The following is an 18,213-nucleotide window of genomic DNA, read 5'->3' as shown; positions in this document are numbered from 1 at the left end:
TCGCTCAGCCTGCTGGTGGACGGGGTCGACCAGGCCGCCCCCTTCTTCGCCACGCCGGAGCCGGATGAGGCGGCCCTGGCCCTGCGGGCCGACCCCGGCAGCCGCGCCGCCCTGACGGCCCTGCTGGAGCGGCTGCCGGAGGGCCCGCTCGACGCCGAAACCGCCCAGGGGCTGCTGGCGGAGGCCGCCACGGCCGCCGGCGTCAAGAAAGGGGTGCTGATGAAGGGCCTGCGGGCCGCCCTGCTGGGCAGCCTCAAGGGGCCCGACCTGCTCACCACCTGGCTGCTGCTGCACCGGCTGGGCAGCGACCGGGAGCGGATCGCCGCCGCCCTCTGAGCCTCAGTCGTCGAGGGCGCCGTAGATCGGCTCCACCCGGATGGCCTGGACGCTGCCGGCCCGCAGCACGAGGAATTCGCTGGTCAGGTCGCTGATCGGCACGTTGATGAAGGCATCGAGGGTCGCCGCGTTCAGCACGCCGCCGTACCAGGCCTGGAAGTCTTCGAGGGTGTTGAAGTGCACCTCCTGGTGGTGACCGCCGATCAGGAACAGGTGGATGGCGTAGCGACGGGGGGTGCGGGCCATGGAGCAGCGGCTGCGGCTGAACGCCCACAGGATGGCCCATACGGCCGCAACAGGCTCGCCGCCGGTTGGTAGAGGGGATGGAGCGGGGCGCCCGCTGTGGTGAGGCCGAGGCAGGCCAGCCGCGGCTGGTGGGGGGCCAGCAGCTTCAGCACCCGGTCGTCCTGGCCGGAACGGCGGCCGCCGTTGCCCCAGCCCAGCCAGATCAGCCCGGGGCTGGCGCACCGATCAGCGGCCCGCAGGCGCCGCCGCAACCAGGCCGCGTTGGCGGCGCCCACCGGATCGGCGGCCTGGGCCAGGGCCGCCGGGCTGGGGCTGATGCGGGCGAACAGGTTGAGCACCTCCAGGCCGCCGTAACCCCAGCCGGCGGCGAAGGCCATCAGCCGCCGCAGGGTGGGGTCGTCGTGGCGGTGGTCGGCGCGGGAGGGGTTGAGGCCGATGAACAGCAGCCGGCTGCCCTGCGGCTCCCAGACCCGCTCCAGCCACCAGCGGTACTGACGGCAGCGGCTGAAGGCGGCCCGGCCAGTGGCTTTCACGGCGCTGTCGGGCCGCCGGATGGCAGGCTGTGGCGATCGGCGGGCGGATCCCAGGGACGGCCATGGAGCGGGACAAGCCCCTGTTGCTGCTGGTGGACGGCCACTCCCTGGCCTTCCGCAGCTTCTATGCCTTCGCCAAGGGCGGTGAGGGGGGCCTGGCCACGAAGGACGGGGTGCCCACCAGCGTCACCTACGGCTTCCTCAAGGCCCTGCTCGACAACTGCAAGGGACTGGCCCCCCAGGGGGTGGTGATCGCCTTCGACACGGCCGAACCCACCTTCCGCCATGAGGCGGATGCCGCCTACAAGGCCCACCGGGAGGAGGCGCCGGAGCACTTCTTCGCCGACCTGGCCAACCTGCAGGCCATCCTCAAGGACTGCCTCGACCTGCCCCTGTCGATGGCGCCGGGCTACGAGGCCGACGACGTGCTCGGCACCCTGGCCAACCGGGCGGCGGGCGAGGGCTGGCGGGTGCGGATCCTCTCCGGCGACCGCGACCTGTTCCAGCTGGTGGACGACGAACGTGACATCAGCGTGCTGTACATGGGTGGCGGCCCCTACGCCAAGAACAGCGGCCCGACCCAGATCCGCCGCGCCCAGGTGATCGAGAAGCTGGGGGTGCCGCCGGAGGGGGTTGTGGACCTCAAGGCCCTCACCGGCGACAGCTCCGACAACATCCCCGGGGTGAAGGGGGTGGGGCCCAAGACGGCCCTCACCCTGCTCAAGGCCCACGGCGACCTGGACGGCATCTACGCCGCCCTCGACGCGCAGAAGGGGGCGCTGAAGACCAAGCTGGAAACGGATCGGGAGAACGCCTTCCGCTCCCGCATGCTGGCGGAGATCCTGGTGCAGATCCCGTTGCCCGAGGAGCCGCGCCTGGCCCTGGGCCGGGTGGACAGCGAGGGGCTGGGGGCGCGTCTGGCCGAGCTGGAGCTGTTCAGCCTGGTGAAGCAGACGGAGGGCTTCGCCCGCCTGTTCTCGGCGGAACCGCCCGAGCCCGCCGCCCCAGCCCCCGCCAGCGAGCCGGCGGCGCCGGAGGCCCCCGAGAACCCCGAGAGCCTCGAGAGCCCCGCGGCCACGGACGGCCTGCCCGCCCTGCGGCCGCAGCTGGTCACCACCCCGGAGGCCCTGGCCGCCCTGATCGAGCGGCTGATGGCCTGCACCGATCCGGCGGCGCCGGTGGCCCTCGACACCGAGACCACCTCGCTCAATCCCTTCAAGGCGGAACTGGTGGGGATCGGCGTCTGCTGGGGGGAGGGGCTGGCGGATCTGGCCTACGTGCCGATCGGCCACCACAGCCCGCCGGCCGCCGATCTGCTCAGCACGGCGCCGCCCGCGCCGGTGCAGCTGCCCCTGGATGCGGTGCTGCTGGCCCTGGGGCCCTGGCTGGCCAGCGCCGCGCACCCCAAGGCGCTCCAGAACGCCAAGTACGACCGCCTGATCCTGCTGCGCCATGGGCTGCCCCTGGCCGGTGTGGTGATGGACACCCTGCTGGCGGACTACCTGCGGGATGCCAACGACAAGCATGGCCTGGAGGCCATGGCGGAACGCAACTTCGGGCTGCATCCCACCGCCTACGGCGATCTGGTGGCCAAGGGGCAGAGCTTCGCCGACGTGCCGGTGGAGGCGGCGGCCCTCTACTGCGGCATGGACGTGCACCTCACCCGGCGCCTGGGGGCGATGCTGGCGGACCAGCTGGCGGCGATGGGGCCCCAGCTGCCCCTGCTGCTGGAGCAGGTGGAGCTGCCCCTGGAGCCGGTGCTGGCCCAGATGGAGGCCACCGGCATCCGCATCGACGTGCCCTACCTCAGGGAGCTGGCCGAGGAACTCAGCGGCACCCTGGTGCGGCTGGAGCGGGAGGCCCAGGCAGCGGCGGGGGTGGACTTCAACCTGGCCTCCCCCAAACAGCTCGGTGAGCTGCTGTTCGACACCCTGGGCCTCGACCGCAAGAAGTCGCGGCGCACCAAGACCGGCTGGAGCACCGACGCGGCGGTGCTGGAGAAGCTGGAAGACGACCATGCGGTGGTGAAGCTGGTGCTGGAGCACCGCACGCTCAGCAAGCTGCTGAGCACCTACGTGGAGGCCCTGCCGGCGCTGGTGGAAGCAGAAACCGGGCGGGTGCACACGGATTTCAACCAGGCGGTGACCGCCACCGGGCGACTGTCGAGCAGCAACCCCAACCTGCAGAACATCCCCATCCGCACCGAGTTCAGCCGCCGCATCCGCAAGGCCTTCCTGCCCCAGGAGGGCTGGCGGATGATCAGCGCCGACTACTCCCAGATCGAGCTGCGCATCCTCACCCACCTCTCGGGCGAACCGGTGCTGGTGCAGGCCTACAACGAAGGCGACGACGTCCACGCCCTGACGGCCCGGCTGCTGCTCGAGACCGACACGGTGACGCCGGAGGAGCGGCGGCTGGGCAAGACGATCAACTTCGGGGTGATCTACGGCATGGGGGCCCAGCGGCTGGCGCGGGAAACCGGCATGGGCCAGGCCCGGGCCAAGGAGTTCCTGAGCCTGTACAAGCAGCGCTACCCGCGGGTGTTCCTGTACCTGGAGCTGCAGGAGCGGCTGGCCCTGAGCCGCGGCTACGTGGAAACGATCCTGGGGCGGCGGCGGCCGTTCCACTTCGATCCCGGCGGCCTGGGGCGGCTGCGGGGCAAGGACCCGCTGGAGATCGACCTGGAGGTGGCCCGCCGCGGCGGCATGGAGGCCCAGCAGCTGCGGGCGGCCGCCAATGCCCCGATCCAGGGCTCCAGCGCCGACATCATCAAGCTGGCGATGGTGAGCCTGCAACGGGCGCTCAGCGAGGCCGGCCTGCCGGCCCGGCTGCTGCTGCAGGTGCACGACGAACTGGTGCTGGAGGCGGCACCGGAAGCGCTGGAGGAGGTGCGGGAGCTCACCCGGCGCACCATGGAGCAGGCGGTGCAGCTGACGGTGCCGCTGGCGGTGGACACGGGCGTGGGGCCGAACTGGATGGAGGCGAAATAGCCACACGAAGGTAGGCTGCGCGCAAGCTTTGCCTCCGCCATCGATGCCCCAACCGGTGCGGGTGCTGCTGACCGGCCGCCACGGCCAGCTGGGCCAGGCCCTGGTGGCCTCGGTTCCGGCCGGCGTGGAGCTGATCGCCACGGGCCGGGGCGAGCTGGACCTGGCCGATGGGGCCGCCTGCCGCTCGGCGGTGGACCAGCACCGGCCCGACTGGGTGCTCAATGCCGGCGCCTACACGGCGGTGGACCGGGCCGAGGCGGAACCGGCCCTGGCCGAGGCGGTGAACGCCGGTGCCCCCGGGGCCTTCGCCGAAGCCCTGGCCAGCGGTGGCGGGCGGCTGCTGCAGGTGAGCACCGATTTCGTGTTCGACGGGGAGCAGGGCCATCCCTACGCGCCGGACCAGGCCCTGGCGCCCCTGGGGGTGTACGGCGCCACCAAGGCGGAAGGCGAACGGCGGGCGGCGGCGGCCCTGCCGGCCGAGCGCCTGTGCCTGCTGCGCACCAGCTGGGTGTACGGGCCGGTGGGGGCCAACTTCTGCCTGACGATGCTGCGGCTGCACCGGGCCAAGGCCGCCGCCGGCGAGAGCCTGGGGGTGGTGGCCGACCAGGTGGGCTGCCCCACGGCCACGGCCGGGCTGGCGGCCGCCTGCTGGCGGGTGATCGAGCGGGGCGCGAGCGGGCGCCACCACTGGAGCGACTGCGGCGCCGCCAGCTGGTACGACTTCGCCGTGGCGATCGGCGCCCAGGCGGCGGCGCGGGGGCTGATCGACGCCCCGGCCCGGGTGCGTCCGATCACCACCGCCGACTACCCCACCCCGGCCCGGCGCCCCGCCTACTCGCTGCTGGAAACCAGCACCACCAGGCACGCGCTGGAGCTGGAGGGCCAGCACTGGCAGGCCGCCCTGGCCGAGGTGCTGGCGCAGATCCCCCTGCCCCCGGCCTGAGCACCCCCCCTTTGTCGTTTCGCCCCACCCCGATGGATCCCTACCCCTCCCTCGACCTGCCGCTGCTGCTCGCCGGCCGTCGCCGCATCCTGGTGACGGGGGGGGCGGGCTTCATCGGCGGGTCGCTGGTGCGGCGGCTGCTGCGGGACAGCACGGCGACGGTGTTCAACCTCGACAAGATGGGCTACGCCAGCGACCTGCTGGGGGTGTACAACACCCTGGCGGCGTTGGGTGAGGCGGCCGAGCGGGCCGATGGGCCACGGCACCGGCTGCTGCAGGTGGATCTGGCCGACGGGGAGGCGGTGGCGGCGGCGGTGCGGCAGGCGGATCCGGATCTGGTGCTGCACCTGGCGGCGGAAAGCCATGTTGACCGCTCGATCGACGATCCGGGCGCCTTCCTGGTGAGCAACGTGATGGGCACCTACAACCTGCTGCAGGCGGTGCGGGCCCACTGGGAGGGGCTGAAGGCGGAGCGGCGGGAGTCGTTCCGCTTCCACCACATCAGCACCGACGAGGTGTTCGGCTCGCTGGGGGCCACGGGGCGGTTCTCGGAAACCACCCCCTACGACCCGCGCAGCCCCTACTCGGCCAGCAAGGCGGGCAGCGACCACCTGGTGCAGGCCTGGCACCACACCTACGGGCTGCCGGTGGTGCTGACCAACTGCAGCAACAACTACGGCCCCTGGCAGTTCCCCGAGAAGCTGATCCCGGTGGTGATCCTCAAGGCCGCCGCCGGTGAGCCGATCCCGCTGTACGGCGACGGCGCCAACGTGCGCGACTGGCTGTACGTGAAGGACCACGTGGAGGCCCTGCTGCTGGCGGCCACCAGCGGCGAGGTGGGGCGCAGCTACTGCGTCGGTGGCCATGGTGAGCGCACCAACAAGGAGGTGGTGCAGGCCATCTGCGCCCTGATGGACGAGCTGCGGCCCGCCGGCTCCCCCCACGCCGGCCTGATCACGCCGGTGGCCGACCGGCCGGGCCACGACCGGCGCTACGCCATCGACCCGGCGCGGATCAGCACCGAACTGGGCTGGCACCCCCGCCACGACTTCCACCAGGGCCTGCGGGAAACGGTGCAGTGGTACCTGGAGCACGGCGACTGGTGCACCAACGTGCGCGGCCGGGCCGGCTACGGCGGCGGCCGCCTGGGCCAGGTGAGGGCGGGGGCGGGGCGTTGACCCTGCGGCTCACCAACACCCTCAGCCGCCGCTGCGAGCCGTTCGCGCCGCTGGTGCCCGGGGAGGTGTCGATCTACTGCTGCGGCGTCACGGTCTACGACCTGTGCCACCTGGGCCACGCCCGCAGCTACATCGTCTGGGACGTGCTGCGGCGGTATCTGCTTTGGAGCGGCTACGCCGTCACCTTCGTGCAGAACTTCACCGACATCGACGACAAGATCCTCAAGCGGGCCGAGGAGGAGGGCAGTTCGATGGCGGTGGTGAGCGAGCGCAACATCGCCGCCTTCCAGGCCGACATGGCCGCCCTGCACATCCTTCCCGCCGACCGGATGCCCCGGGCCACCCGCAGCCTGGACGCGATCCGCCAGCTGATCGGTGAACTGGAGGCCAAGGGGGCGGCCTACTCGGCCGATGGTGATGTGTACTTCGCCGTGATGCGCCAGGCGGACTACGGCAAGCTCAGCGGCCGCACGCTGGAGGAGCAGCAGGAGGGGGCCAGCGGCCGCACCAACGAGGCGGAGGAGGCGCGCAAGCGCCATCCGTTTGATTTCGCCCTGTGGAAGGGGGCCAAGCCGGGGGAACCCAGCTTCCCCTCGCCCTGGGGGCCGGGGCGGCCGGGCTGGCATATCGAGTGTTCGGCGATGGTGCGCGAGGAACTAGGCACCACGATCGACATCCACCTGGGCGGGGCCGATCTGATCTTTCCGCACCACGAAAACGAGATCGCCCAGTCGGAGGCGGCCAGCGGCGAGCCCCTGGCGCGCTACTGGCTGCACAACGGCATGGTGAATGTGGGCGGCGAGAAGATGTCCAAGTCGCTGGGCAACTTCACCACGATCCGGGCGCTGCTGGAGAGCGGTGTCAGCCCGATGACGCTGCGGCTGTTCGTGCTGCAGGCCCACTACCGCAAGCCGCTGGATTTCACCGGCGAGGCCCTGACGGCTGCCGCCACCGGCTGGAAGGGGCTGGATGCCGCCCTGGGCCTGGGTGAGCGCCACGGGGCGGCCCTGGGCTGGGGTGCCGAGCCAGCCGCCGACGACTCCGAGGCGCTGATCGAGGCCCGTGGACGCTTTGCCGCCGCCATGGACGACGACCTCAACACCTCGGCGGCCGTGGCGGTGCTGTTCGAGCTGGCCCGGCCGCTGCGGGCCCTGGCCAACCGGCTGGAGCGGGGCGACACCGAAGCCGACGCTGCAGACGAGGCGGCGGCGCTAGAACCCCGCTGGCGGCTGATGGGCGAGCTGGCCGGCGTGCTGGGGCTGGCGGCGGAGACGGCCACCGAGCCCGCGGCTGGGGCGGCCGATGGGGCGGCGATCCAGGAACGGATCGAAGCGCGCAAGTCCGCCAAGGCCGCCCGCGATTTCGCCACCGCCGACCGGATCCGCAGCGAACTGGCCGCCGAGGGCATCGAGCTGATCGACCGGCCGGGCGGTGTGACCGACTGGGTGCGGGGCTGATGGGCGACCTTGACATCCGCTGGCAGCAGAGATTCTCGAATTACTGCCGGGCGCTGGAGCAGCTGGAGACGTTCTTCCAGCCCCCTGAACTGAACGCCCGGGAGCAGCAGGGATTGATCAAGGCGTTCGAATACACCTTCGAACTGGCCTGGAACACGTTGCGTGATCTCCTGCTCAGCCGGGGAAACGAGCAACTGCTCGGTTCACGGGATACGTTGAAGGAAGCGTTCCGTCTGGGCCTGATCCAGGATGGCGAGGCCTGGATGCTGATGATTCAGGACCGCAATCTCACCAGCCACACCTACAACCGCTCCACCGCCGACGCGATCGCCGGCCACATCGGCCAGAGCTATCTGGGCTGCTACCGGCAGTTGCGGGCGCGCCTGGAAGCGCTGCCGCAGGAGCCGACACCATGAGCGCCCAGCCCTCCATCACGCCGTTGGGATCGATCCCCGGCATCCCTGAACGGGTCCAGCAGCGGCTGCAGCAGGTGTTCGATACCCAGGACCACCTGGAGGCGGTGTGGCTGTTCGGTTCTCGGGCGATGGGACGTCACCGCGAAGGATCCGACATCGACCTCTGCCTGGAGGGGCGCGAGCTCAGCCACCGCGACCGGCTACGGCTGATGGTGGCGATCGATGAGCTGCTGCTGCCCTGGCAGGTGGATGTGGCCTTGCGCGGAGAGATTTCCCAGGATCTGGAGGCCCACCTGCAGCGTGTCGGCTGTTGCATCTGGAGGCGGAGCTGAACCGATGGCCAGCGTCTCGGTGGTGATCCAGTTCTTCGAAGACTTCGATTTCATCGTGCGGGTGGTGGAGCGGCTCGCCTGGGTGGACGAGATCGTCGTGAACGACGGGCCGTTTGCGTTCACCCGGGAGCTGCTGGAGCCACTGGTGGGGCGGGACCTGGAGCAGCCCAGCCCGCGGGCGGCCGGCCTGTTCGCGCTGCTGAGCCGGCGCCTGGGGGTGCCGATCCACTACCACCACGGGGTGTTCACAGGCGAACGGGAGAAGCGGATCCATGGCTACGGGCTGGCGAGCGGGGATGTGGTGCTGTCGGTGGATGCCGATGAGCTGCTGCTGCTGGATCGGGACGCGGTGGAGCATTTCTGGGCCAGCGCGGCGGTGGTGGCCAGCTTTGATTGCGTGAATTTCACCTACCTGAACCTGGCGTGCGGCAAGGCGGGCAGCCCGTTGGTGGCGCGTAAACCGTTCGCCTTCAAGCGCGACGCGATCACGGCCGAACACCACCTGGATTACCTGTGGCTGGTGGGGGTGGAGCAGGCGGAAGTGGCCTCAAACGATTTCCTGCCGGAGGCCCTCTGCGGCGGCGCCCACCTCACCACCGTGCGCAGCGCCTACGGGGCCAGCATCAAGTTCGGCTTCTACAACTGCCTCTACTTCCACCTGCACGGCGGAGCGGGGCTGCAGGGCAGCTTCCAGGCAGCGCGGGACTTCTTCGCCAAGGGGCAGTTCAGCCATGAGGCCCAGGCGGAGGTGTACGGGCGGGCGATGGCCGATGCGATCGGCTTCCCGAATGAGCAGTTGTTCCGGAAGGCCGAGGCGCCAGAGGTGCCGGAAGCGATCCGGCACCTGGCGGAAGAGGCCTGCGCGCCGTTCAACCATTCGCTGCCGCAGCGGCGCCTGAATGGCCGGCTGGTGCCGGGGGTGCCGCTGTATGCACTGATGGCGGCGGGATCGGCGCTGCGGGTGTCGCTGGCGATCGCCGGCGAAGCGCGGCTGCGGGTGCTGCCGCTGCTGGTGGACGGGCCGCCGCTGGACCTGGGCCAGCCGGCCGTGGAGCAGCGCTGGACGGCGGAAGCTTTGAAGCCCCACGAGGTGCAGCTAGGGGCTGAGGAAGCTGTAAGCGGCGACACGCGGATTGGGAACCTGGTGGAGCTGCTGGTGTGGAGCGGAGACGAAGCGACGGCCTCCTGGGCAGGGGCGTCGCTGGCGCCGCCGTTCAGCCTGCAGGTGCTGGATCCAGCGGACGCTGGGCCATGAACACCAGGATCCAGGGGATTTCGGCGCCGAGGATGCCGTAGGTGGGGGAATGGATCGCTTCGATGCGGGGATCCTCGAAGCCGGCCTCGCGCAACTGATCAAGGAACTCCCAGCCGGGAATGCGGTAGACGAGGGAGCCCTGTTTCGGTTGCACCGGATCGCCGTGGTACTCCGCTTCGGCCAGGAGTTCGGGCAACTGGTTTTCGCCGAGGTGCAGGGCCTTCACGGTGGAATCGGCCTGGCCGTAGGCGAAGGGCACCGTGCCGAAAAGGGAGCCACCGGGCACGAGCACCCGCCGCATTGAGCGCAGGGCGGCCGACAGGTCGTACACGTGCTCGAGGATCTCGTTGCAGATCACCGCATCGAAGCTGGCGTCGGGGAAGCTGAGGGCGCAGAGATCTTCGTGGTGCACCTGCTGGCGGCGGGGATCCTGGGGATCGGGCAGGTATTCGCTGCCCTGGTAGTGGGCCACCAGATCTCGCAGGCGCTGGGCGAACAGGGTGATGGCTTCCGGGCAGTAGAGCCGCAGCGATTCCAGCGGCGGCAGCTGGCCGGCTTCGATCAACTGACGCAGCAGCAGCAGCACGGCCCGCTGGCGCGACACCAGGCCCTCGTGCTGCAGGCTCTCGCGGAAGTTGGGGCCCACCACCTGGAGCTCGTCGGCGGCGATGGGGGCATCGTTGAGGGGATCGCGGATGCCGTTGAGGGCCATCAAGCGCAGGGTGGTGCGCACCTGGCGTTCGAGATCACTCCATTGCGCCGCGAAGTCGTCCTGGAAGGCGGCCTGGTGGCGATAGGTGCGCTGATCGAGGGTCGGGGGGGCCTGGAGCACGGCGCCGGGGCAGAGCACCCAGGCAGGCTAGGGGGAGCCGCTCGACGCGGCCGAAAAGGCCACCTAAGCTCACGCCGATGAGCCAAACCCCTGCCATCACAGCCGATCCGCAGGCGCTTCAAGCCGAGATCGCCAGCCTGCGGGGCCAGCTGGAAGAAGCCCGGGATGAAGCCGAACTGAATCTGCTGCAGCTGCAGCAGGTACAGGAGGAACTGGAGTTTTACTTCCTGGCGCACCAGGAACAACTGCAGCTCCTGGAGCAGCACCAGCAGGAGGAACGGCGCGCAGAGGTGCTGATCGCCGCCCTGCTCGAGCGGATCGAAGCGGCCGGGGGCTGAGCTCGGGGCCCTCAGGCCGCCAGCGCGAAGCGAGCTTCGGCGTCGCTGAGGGCGCGGGAGAAGGCCTCCAGCCGCTGGCGGGCCGCCTCCAGATCCGCGGCGGCGGGCCCATCGGGATCGGCCGGGGGCAAGCTGAGGCCGATGCGGGCGGCGGCTTGCTCCAGGAACTGGCCAAAGCGCAGGGGGGACTGGCCCGCCTCCGCTGGGGCGCCGGCTGGGGCCGCGGTGGTTTCGGCCTGCTGCAACAGGGCGCGCAGGGGCTGCCACTGGGGATCGTCGGCGACGAGCCGCTGCAGCACCGCCAGGGCCGCCTCCACTTCACCGCGATCCAGCAGGGCGCGGGCCTGGAGCAGCCCAGGGCCCCGCCGGGCCTCGCGGCGCCGCTGGCGGAACACCTCGGCCAGCTCGGGGGGCGCGTCCGCCAGGGCCTGGCCCCAGTGGTCGAGGGCGGTGCTGATGGCGCCGGCTTCGAGGGCCGCGCGGGCGGCGATGTCCCCGTACCAGGGGCTGCGCTGGGTGTCGGGGGAGGCGGTGGCGATCCAGCTGGCGCAACGCTGCTGATCACCACTGGCCAGGGCGAGATCGGCCGCCTTGAGGCGCGCGTGGGGCCAGTCCGGGCGGATGTCGGTGAGCAGGGCCCAGAACTGGTAGGCCTGGGCCGGATTGACCGCGATCATCTCCTCCCCCACCAGCTCGGCCAGGAAGGGCTCGATCGGCGGATCCAGGGCTGGCCCGTGGCGCAGCAACAGGACCAGTTCCTCCAGCCCGGGGATGGTGAGGGCCAGGGTCCAGTCAGCCTGGGCCTGCTGGCGCCAGGCGTTGGCGAGGGCGACGGGCTCCAGCGAGCGCCAGCGGCGGATGAGGGATGCCAGCTTGCTGATTTCGGCTGGTTGCTCGCCGGCGGGGGCCGGCCAGAGGCCCCACACATTCGGCACCAGAGCCAGGGAGGGATCGAGATCATCGGCCTCCAGGAAGGCCAGATCGGCCTGATGGACCTGGCCGGCCAGCAACCAGGCCCGGCTCACCTCCAGCGCCAGCGGCGCATCCCAGTGGGGGGAGGTTCGCAGCCGCCCCACCACCGCCTCCAGTTCCTGCACCAGGCCATAGCGGCCCAGCCAGCGCAGCTGATCGAGCCGATCGGAGCGGTCGTCAGAGGGGGCGCCGGCCAGCTCCTGGAGCAGTTCCGATGCCGTGGGCCAGCCGTTTCGTTTCACAGCCTGGGGAACACTGGCACCATTGTGCGGCGGTTGGCAGCCGCTGGCATCGCAGCGGAGTTGATGGAGCGAACCGGCCGGGTGGTGATCGTGGATCCGGCCTACGCCAGCGACGTGGGGCACCACGGCGATGTGAACGCCCAACTGCTGGCAGCGCTGGCAGCCCAGGGCTGGGAGGCGGAGTGCTGGGCCGATGCGGCGGTGGCTGCTGCCGGTTGCCGGGGGGTGTTCCGTGATTGCGGCTATGTGGATCCGCGCCACTGGGCCGATCTGGGCGGCACGCTGCACCTGGCCAGGCGGCTGGAGGAGCAACTGCGCGCGGCGCTGGAGGGCCAGGAGCCTGTGGCGGGGTGGGTGATGCACACGGCGCTGCCGTTCCAACTGCTGGGGCTGGCCCGGGCGTTATGCCACTGCCCAGCGGCCGCCGTGGTGGTGAGCCTGATGTTCGCGCCTGGGGAAACCCTGGAGGGGCCCGGGGGAGAAGCGGCCGCCAGCAGCAACTGCCGGGTGGCCCTTGCTGCCTTGGCACGGGCCGTGGAGCAGGGCGGCCATCAGCTGCGGCTGGTGCTGCCGAGCCAGCAGAGCCTCGAGCTGTACGAGCCCCTGCTCGCGGCGGCAGGATTGACCTGCGCCGGCCTGCATCCGGCCGTGGTAGGGGCTGGCCGGCCGGTGCAGGAGCCGCCCACCAAAGGAGGCCGGCCACGGATCCTGCTGCACTGGGGCGACCTCAAAGCCGGCAAGGGCCGCCGGGACGCGCTGGAGGTGGTGAACGCCCTGCTGGATGGGGGGGCACTTCCAGCGGCGCTGGCGAATGCGGAATGGCTGTTCCACCTGCACAGCCAGGACCCGCTACCGGAAGCGGAACGCACCAACCTGGAGCGAGCGCGGGAGCGGATCAGCGGGTTCCAATGGCTGAACGGGCGGGTGGAGCCGGAGCGGATGCAGGCGCTGTTGGCCGGCTGTAATGGGGCCCTGCTGGCCTACGACCCGGTGCTGTACCGGCAGCGCAGCTCGGGCCTGCTGTGGTGCTACGGGGCCGCACGGCTGGCAAGCGGCCAACCGGCGGCGGTGCTGGGCCGGGCGGGGGGCTGGCTGGAGCGGGAGGCCAGGGATCTGGGCCTGGGTTGGCACAGCGGCAGCGAAGGCCGCTGGCTGGAGGGCCTGGCGGCAATGATGGCGCAGGGCCACGGCGGCGACTGGGGCACCCCCTACGGACGATGCCTGCTGGGGGAAGGTTTCGCGGGCCATGTGGTCCAGCTGCTTCTGGAAACCGGGGATCATCTGTTTGTCTGCAGGTAGACGATCCGGTTGGACATCGGCATGCTGAGCGAAGCAGCCTTCTCGGAGCTCATGTCCAAAACCTCCCTTTTGACAGACGAGCCCGGACGCCACATCAGGCACCCATCCGCGCCGCGACTTAGTAATGGCGATAAGCCGCGCGGACTCGGTTTTTATAAACGGAGTGTCAGTTTCCATCGTATGGATCATCTGGGCACAAAGCCGAAAGGATTGACTTCGCACGACCAGAATGCACCTCAAAATAAACCCAAACAGACGAAAGGCACGGAATATATACATGCGCACTCCCGATCAGAAATTCTAAGCACTAAGAGCTAAGCCCTCAGTCGAGACGCCAAACTGGAGCCCATGCAAGAACACATCAATTCAACGCAGTGTGATCCCACGCACAAGATCGCCACATGGCGACTAGCTCGAACTCCATTCAACAGCACTAGTCCACATTGAAAGATCACACGAATATGGATCTCTTCCTGTCACACACCACAAGGTGGGTGAGCATGATTACAAGCAGAGTTGCACTGAATGGCTCCACTATGGAAAGCCCAAAGCTCGAGGTGAATGTATGAGCCGGGATAACCAGCCGATGCTGTCGCGACTGATGCAACAGGCAGTCAAGAGCTCAGAGAATGGTCATCAAGACACCAACTTGGCATTTGGGGCACTCGAGGATCTTCTGTCCAATGAGAACAGCAGACTTACCTCTAGGCAAAAGGCGCGAATCCAACGCTTACTTGAACTGACAGGACGAAGAGCAAAGGAAGCTAACGCCATAACTCAACAGGCAAGCCACGGGCAAAACAAGAATATTCATATCGAGGCACGGGAACTAGGCACGATTCAATGGCCAAAGATTTCCATCGTTACTCCTACCTACAAACAGGGTCAGTTCATCGAAGCGACGATCCTCTCAATACTAAATCAAAGCTATCCCAATTTGGAGTACATCATCATTGATGGCGGATCACCAGACAACACTCTTGAAATCATCGACAAGTACAGAGATAAGATCACAACAGTAATCTCAGAGCCCGACAAGGGCCAAAGCAACGCAATAAACAAGGGCATGCGCCTAACAACCGGCGAAGTGCTCTATTGGCTGAATAGCGACGATATGCTTGAACCCAACACATTGCTCTTTGTAGGCCTTCAGTACTTAGAAAACAAGTTCGATTTATTGGCAGGAACGTGCACTCCGTTCAACAACGATAGCGGGAAGCTAAATAATCGACATATGGCCACGCTCCCATTCGGCCTGCGAATAGAAGACATCACTGACATCAAGGAGACCTGGCTAAAGGGAATGTATTTTCATCAACCGGAGGTATTTTTCAGCCGCCGGCTATGGGAAGCAGCAGGTGGATTTGTAGACGAAGATCTGTACTTCAGCATGGACTATGATCTATGGGCTCGCATGGCCATGGCATCAGAGTTCACAGCACGAGTGCAAACTTCTGGCAAGAGCTTCTGCTTGTATCGGGAGCACAGCAGTCAGAAGACGAATACGGTAGAGGCCTATCTCCCAGAACTGCTAAGCCATAGCCAAACCCTCCGAGAGAGTCATTTAGGCAAAGCAGTAAAGGGAGATTTCTGCACTGCCAAAGACTATCGTCAAAAACTCTCTATCGTATCCATCAGTGATTTTGGTTTTCACGGCGGCGCCGGCGTAGCCCACAAAAGAGTTTGTCAAGTGCTTCAAGCCGCTGGCCATGACGTGATACAGCTAAGCGGATTTCAAAAATGGCAAAGCGAAACTATTGAGCAGCCGGTTGATAGCTTCATTGAAGCACTCGAAATCCTTCAGCCCGATCTGATTCTACTGGGTAATCTCCACAATCTCAAGCGCGGTCTAGAAATCGCTGAAGTTTGCACTCGAGATTTTCCCACGATCGCTATTGCACATGACTTTTGGTGGCTAACGGGAAGATGCGCTTATACGCATGGATGTCATTACCTTTTTACTCGCTGCAGCAATGTCTGTCCAACGCCTCAAGAGTATCCACGCTTAGACCCTTTGGATATCCGCGTCCACCATCAGCGCAAGAAGCATCTACTTCAAAATCCAAACTTTTTTGTTCTAGCCAATTCCTCTTATACGCAAGACATTTATACTGATGCAATAAAAGCGTGGTCCGTCAAGTCTAATGCAGTGGGGCTTGTATCCCTTCCGATTGTGCCAGAAGGTGATTTTGAACTGAGGTTCCCAGAAGAAAGATTGCAGCCGGTGAGAAATTCGTTGACCTCTAAAAAAATCCGAATCGTACTTGGCTGTACGGACCATGCGGATTTTCGTAAGGGAACTGACCTGGCCGCACTAGCCTTGCATCGCCTCATGGCGGAGCACCCGGAAGTTCAGTTGGATGTTTATGGCAGGAGCTCAGATCTAATCCTAGACAGCCTGGCGGAATTCTCTAATCGGATTCTATTACATGGATACCTCACTAGCCAACAGCAGTATCATGAGCTGCTTGAAAGTGGTGATATCTTCCTTGGAACATCACGAGAGGAAACGCTTGGGCAAACGTTCGTGGAAGCTGCCCACGCAGGTCTCATAACGGTTGGTCCGATTCTCTCAGGCTACGCTGACGTAGTTAAATGCTGCAGATACTCACTGGGCTATGAGGGCGTAGATGTAGCTGCGATCTCTTCAGCGGTTGAGCAAGCGATTTCATTGGTTAAACATCATGATCGTGCCTTAATCAAATCAGTTCAAAAGGGCCAGTCTCAAGCTGGCTTCTCGGGAATGAGCTTCCTCGCAGACTTTAATCATCACATCTATGTTTCCGGCCTTTGGAAACGCCTTCGTTATCATGGGCCAACAAAGGTCTTTGATATTAAGTATGGCTTACTCGAAATTGAGGAGTTGACGCTGGCAGCAAGCACTCAAGCCGATGAACCAGGTAATGATCCCAATGGTATTCCATCCTTACAAACAGAAGGAGTTGAGGTTTCAGTCGATTTATGGAAGCTAGGTCCAGGCCTGTACTTGGAGTCGAACGATGGGAAGTCAGTCACTTGGCTCACATCTCATGCAACTTTTGTACTGCCAAATCCCACACGGCTATCCCTACTCTCCATATCTTTTCGCTGCCATTGGATACCAGATGAAATGCGGCAAACTGAATGTCTTCTCAAGATCTGCGGAGCCGGAGAATATCGAGCATTAGTTCCCAGCATTGGCAACAACGACATTCTGTTTAGTTTCTGCAAGGACGACAGAAGCTCTCTGGGCACATCCTCCAAACTCCTTGCATCACTGAGATTCTCAAAGTCAATTATACTTGATGATGGCCGGGATAATCTCTGCCTAGTCTGCTATGGGGCTACCTTGAGAGGCTTATCACACCCGCAAGGACAAGACAAGCCGCGCTAACTCTCGATTCTGTTGGCTCTTGACTCAAGGAAATCAGACAGAAGCCAACTTCAAAACCAGACCCGCTATGCCAACCATCCTCCAAGCCTCTCTGCCAAGATCAGGCAATCACCTGCTTTTAAAGCTGCTCTGGGATGCAATACCGGAGGGAAGAATTTCCACTTGTGAGTATTACACAGCTCCAGATTGCTGTAAGCAAATTCCTTGCCTTAGAGCTCCCACTTCAGAAATGGAGGAGAGCCTTCCAGCAAATGAAAGGATTCTGTTCGTTCACAAGACGCACGATTTCAAGCTGTCGGACTTTCCAACAAAAAGATATAAAACAATCTTTCAGCTTCGAGACCCATCAGACTATTTGGTATCTCATCTCCTATGGGAACTTACACAGGGGGCTGATTTTAGTATCGGATCTAGCCTCGCATTCATCAACGAGATGGCGCTCTATTATATTCGCATGTATCTAAAATGGTCAGTTCTATATGCAAGCCATCTTATTTGCCCCCCTATTCACTACGAATCTCTTCTGTCGCAAACAGGCAAGGCGGGTGCCTTGAGATCATTTATGAGTAACGTCAACCTATTACTAGAAGAACACCAACTAGACTATGCACTTTCAAAGTCAAATATTCATTCACATTCGGGAAAGACTTTTCAGTCGTCAATCATTCAGCAAGCCTCTTCTCTTTTATCAAACCCTTTTGTTCTATCAATAGCCGAAATTCAAGGCAGCGCAATTCTTGATCACCTTCCCACCCTTTCAAGATATTATTCTCCACACTCTTCAGCTGGATTGTCGACATGCCAAAGCCTTGCAACAGCTGCCAAGAATGATCTGATCCCATCTTTAGGAACTTTTGATCTTAGCGTCAAGAGCTCCCCATGCTCATTGGAGCTTAATCTTGATGAGCCTAGATCGATTCAAGAGGGTACTTTTTTTGGGCGATCACCCTTCTTGAGAAGCCTAGGTATTGGACACAGCCGGCCAAGTGGATCAGCACTTTCAGGTGCTGTTATTCTTTTACCATTTCGGCTTTCTAAGAGAACTGCAATATGCAGGATACGCGTCGCTCTCCTATCCCTAAGCCAAAGCATTAGTGAGAATCGAGATCTTTGGCGCCAATCAAACTATCAATCGTTCTTGATATGCTCCGACAAGATAGTTGGCACATTTCTTGAAAATGAGAATGGTGATGAGCTTGTTGCTGATTGTGTTCTTGAAGATCCCATCATCCCAACATCAGAATGCATTCTAATCGCTGTTGGCTTTCGACCGACTCTTGACATAGCCAGCACTTGCGACACACCAAGGAATTTCCGTATTGCCTCCAAGATAGCTATTACTATTTTTCCTGACTGATAAGAGCCTAGGATAAGTCTATAGTATTGACCCAATAGCCTCAATTCTGCATGGCAGTTTAGGATATTGAAATATCACCATAACAATGTTCTGCACTCTCATTTAGTCTTGGAT

15 protein-coding genes and 1 pseudogene are annotated in these 18,213 nt (G+C 64.6%); 12 read left to right on the top strand and 4 right to left on the bottom strand.

All coding sequences use genetic code 11. The features are described from left to right. Positions 1–336 (top strand): annotated as a pseudogene (locus KBZ04_RS04300) (glutamate--tRNA ligase); the annotation flags it as partial. 3 nt (positions 337–339) lie between these two features. Here the strand turns inward: KBZ04_RS04300 and KBZ04_RS04295 are convergent. Together KBZ04_RS04295 and KBZ04_RS04290 are read right to left on the bottom strand one after the other, a co-directional pair. Then, a complete protein-coding gene (locus KBZ04_RS04295; protein ID WP_254990679.1) occupies positions 340–582 on the bottom strand; it encodes a hypothetical protein in 243 nt (80 codons plus the stop codon). After that, a complete protein-coding gene (locus KBZ04_RS04290; RefSeq protein WP_254990678.1) occupies positions 540–1,115 on the bottom strand; it encodes a DUF1643 domain-containing protein in 576 nt (191 codons plus the stop codon). Before KBZ04_RS04290 ends, KBZ04_RS04295 begins: the two co-directional genes overlap by 43 nt. Positions 1,116–1,177: 62 nt before the next feature. Between KBZ04_RS04290 and polA the strand changes: the two genes are divergently transcribed. The 7 genes from polA to KBZ04_RS04255 are packed head-to-tail and all read left to right on the top strand — an operon-like array spanning position 1,178 to position 9,686. Continuing rightward, positions 1,178–4,105, top strand: a complete 2,928-nt coding sequence (gene polA / locus KBZ04_RS04285; RefSeq protein ID WP_254990677.1) for a DNA polymerase I — start codon at positions 1,178–1,180, stop codon at positions 4,103–4,105. A gap of 43 nt (positions 4,106–4,148) precedes the next feature. Then, a complete protein-coding gene (gene rfbD / locus KBZ04_RS04280; protein ID WP_254990676.1) occupies positions 4,149–5,048 on the top strand; it encodes a dTDP-4-dehydrorhamnose reductase in 900 nt (299 codons plus the stop codon). A 32-nt stretch (positions 5,049–5,080) separates the two neighbouring features. After that, entirely contained in the window at positions 5,081–6,226 is a 1,146-nt protein-coding gene (gene rfbB, locus KBZ04_RS04275; RefSeq protein WP_254990680.1) for a dTDP-glucose 4,6-dehydratase, read from the top strand. Beyond that, positions 6,223–7,683, top strand: a complete 1,461-nt coding sequence (gene cysS, locus KBZ04_RS04270; RefSeq protein ID WP_254990675.1) for a cysteine--tRNA ligase — start codon at positions 6,223–6,225, stop codon at positions 7,681–7,683. The genes rfbB and cysS overlap by 4 nt, the downstream gene beginning before the upstream one ends. Then, positions 7,683–8,099, top strand: coding sequence for a nucleotidyltransferase substrate binding protein (locus KBZ04_RS04265; protein ID WP_254990674.1), 417 nt, complete (start codon positions 7,683–7,685; stop codon positions 8,097–8,099). The genes cysS and KBZ04_RS04265 overlap by 1 nt, the downstream gene beginning before the upstream one ends. After that, complete coding sequence (locus tag KBZ04_RS04260; RefSeq protein WP_254990673.1) at positions 8,096–8,431, top strand: nucleotidyltransferase domain-containing protein; 336 nt, start codon at positions 8,096–8,098, stop codon at positions 8,429–8,431. Before KBZ04_RS04265 ends, KBZ04_RS04260 begins: the two co-directional genes overlap by 4 nt. Positions 8,432–8,435: 4 nt before the next feature. Next, positions 8,436–9,686, top strand: a complete 1,251-nt coding sequence (locus KBZ04_RS04255) for a hypothetical protein (RefSeq protein WP_254990672.1) — start codon at positions 8,436–8,438, stop codon at positions 9,684–9,686. On the opposite strand, the gene KBZ04_RS04250 is transcribed toward KBZ04_RS04255, so the two are convergent. After that, positions 9,646–10,518, bottom strand: a complete 873-nt coding sequence (locus KBZ04_RS04250; protein ID WP_254990671.1) for a class I SAM-dependent methyltransferase — start codon at positions 10,516–10,518, stop codon at positions 9,646–9,648. The genes KBZ04_RS04255 and KBZ04_RS04250 overlap by 41 nt on opposite strands. Positions 10,519–10,595: 77 nt before the next feature. Here KBZ04_RS04250 and KBZ04_RS04245 point away from each other — a divergent pair, with 77 nt between their 5' ends. Further along, positions 10,596–10,856, top strand: a complete 261-nt coding sequence (locus KBZ04_RS04245; protein WP_254990670.1) for a hypothetical protein — start codon at positions 10,596–10,598, stop codon at positions 10,854–10,856. An 11-nt stretch (positions 10,857–10,867) separates the two neighbouring features. On the opposite strand, the gene KBZ04_RS04240 is transcribed toward KBZ04_RS04245, so the two are convergent. Next, positions 10,868–12,070, bottom strand: coding sequence for a hypothetical protein (locus KBZ04_RS04240; protein WP_254990669.1), 1,203 nt, complete (start codon positions 12,068–12,070; stop codon positions 10,868–10,870). A gap of 63 nt (positions 12,071–12,133) precedes the next feature. Between KBZ04_RS04240 and KBZ04_RS04235 the strand changes: the two genes are divergently transcribed. From KBZ04_RS04235 to KBZ04_RS04225, 3 genes are all read left to right on the top strand, one after another. Continuing rightward, positions 12,134–13,369: a hypothetical protein gene (locus KBZ04_RS04235; RefSeq protein WP_254990668.1), complete on the top strand. Its 1,236-nt coding sequence runs from the start codon at positions 12,134–12,136 to the stop codon at positions 13,367–13,369. A gap of 565 nt (positions 13,370–13,934) precedes the next feature. Beyond that, positions 13,935–16,742, top strand: a complete 2,808-nt coding sequence (locus KBZ04_RS04230) for a glycosyltransferase (protein WP_254990667.1) — start codon at positions 13,935–13,937, stop codon at positions 16,740–16,742. A gap of 67 nt (positions 16,743–16,809) precedes the next feature. Continuing rightward, positions 16,810–18,099, top strand: coding sequence for a hypothetical protein (locus KBZ04_RS04225; RefSeq protein ID WP_254990666.1), 1,290 nt, complete (start codon positions 16,810–16,812; stop codon positions 18,097–18,099). Positions 18,100–18,213 lie beyond the last annotated feature (114 nt).

Source organism: Cyanobium sp. N5-Cardenillas, assembly GCF_024345515.1.
Lineage (GTDB): Bacteria > Cyanobacteriota > Cyanobacteriia > PCC-6307 > Cyanobiaceae > Cyanobium.
The sequence above is the reverse complement of the archived record's forward strand: the minus strand, read 5'-3'. Positions and strand labels throughout refer to the sequence as shown.

Coding starts and splice junctions, on each gene's coding strand:
- rfbD (WP_254990676.1), top strand. CDS start 4,149: ATGCCCCAACCGGTGCGGGTGCTGCTGACCGGCCGCCACGGCCAGCTG.
- KBZ04_RS04295 (WP_254990679.1), bottom strand. CDS start 582: ATGGCCCGCACCCCCCGTCGCTACGCCATCCACCTGTTCCTGATCGGC.
- KBZ04_RS04255 (WP_254990672.1), top strand. CDS start 8,436: ATGGCCAGCGTCTCGGTGGTGATCCAGTTCTTCGAAGACTTCGATTTC.
- KBZ04_RS04235 (WP_254990668.1), top strand. CDS start 12,134: ATGGAGCGAACCGGCCGGGTGGTGATCGTGGATCCGGCCTACGCCAGC.
- KBZ04_RS04230 (WP_254990667.1), top strand. CDS start 13,935: ATGAGCCGGGATAACCAGCCGATGCTGTCGCGACTGATGCAACAGGCA.
- rfbB (WP_254990680.1), top strand. CDS start 5,081: ATGGATCCCTACCCCTCCCTCGACCTGCCGCTGCTGCTCGCCGGCCGT.
- KBZ04_RS04245 (WP_254990670.1), top strand. CDS start 10,596: ATGAGCCAAACCCCTGCCATCACAGCCGATCCGCAGGCGCTTCAAGCC.
- KBZ04_RS04225 (WP_254990666.1), top strand. CDS start 16,810: ATGCCAACCATCCTCCAAGCCTCTCTGCCAAGATCAGGCAATCACCTG.
- KBZ04_RS04260 (WP_254990673.1), top strand. CDS start 8,096: ATGAGCGCCCAGCCCTCCATCACGCCGTTGGGATCGATCCCCGGCATC.
- polA (WP_254990677.1), top strand. CDS start 1,178: ATGGAGCGGGACAAGCCCCTGTTGCTGCTGGTGGACGGCCACTCCCTG.
- KBZ04_RS04265 (WP_254990674.1), top strand. CDS start 7,683: ATGGGCGACCTTGACATCCGCTGGCAGCAGAGATTCTCGAATTACTGC.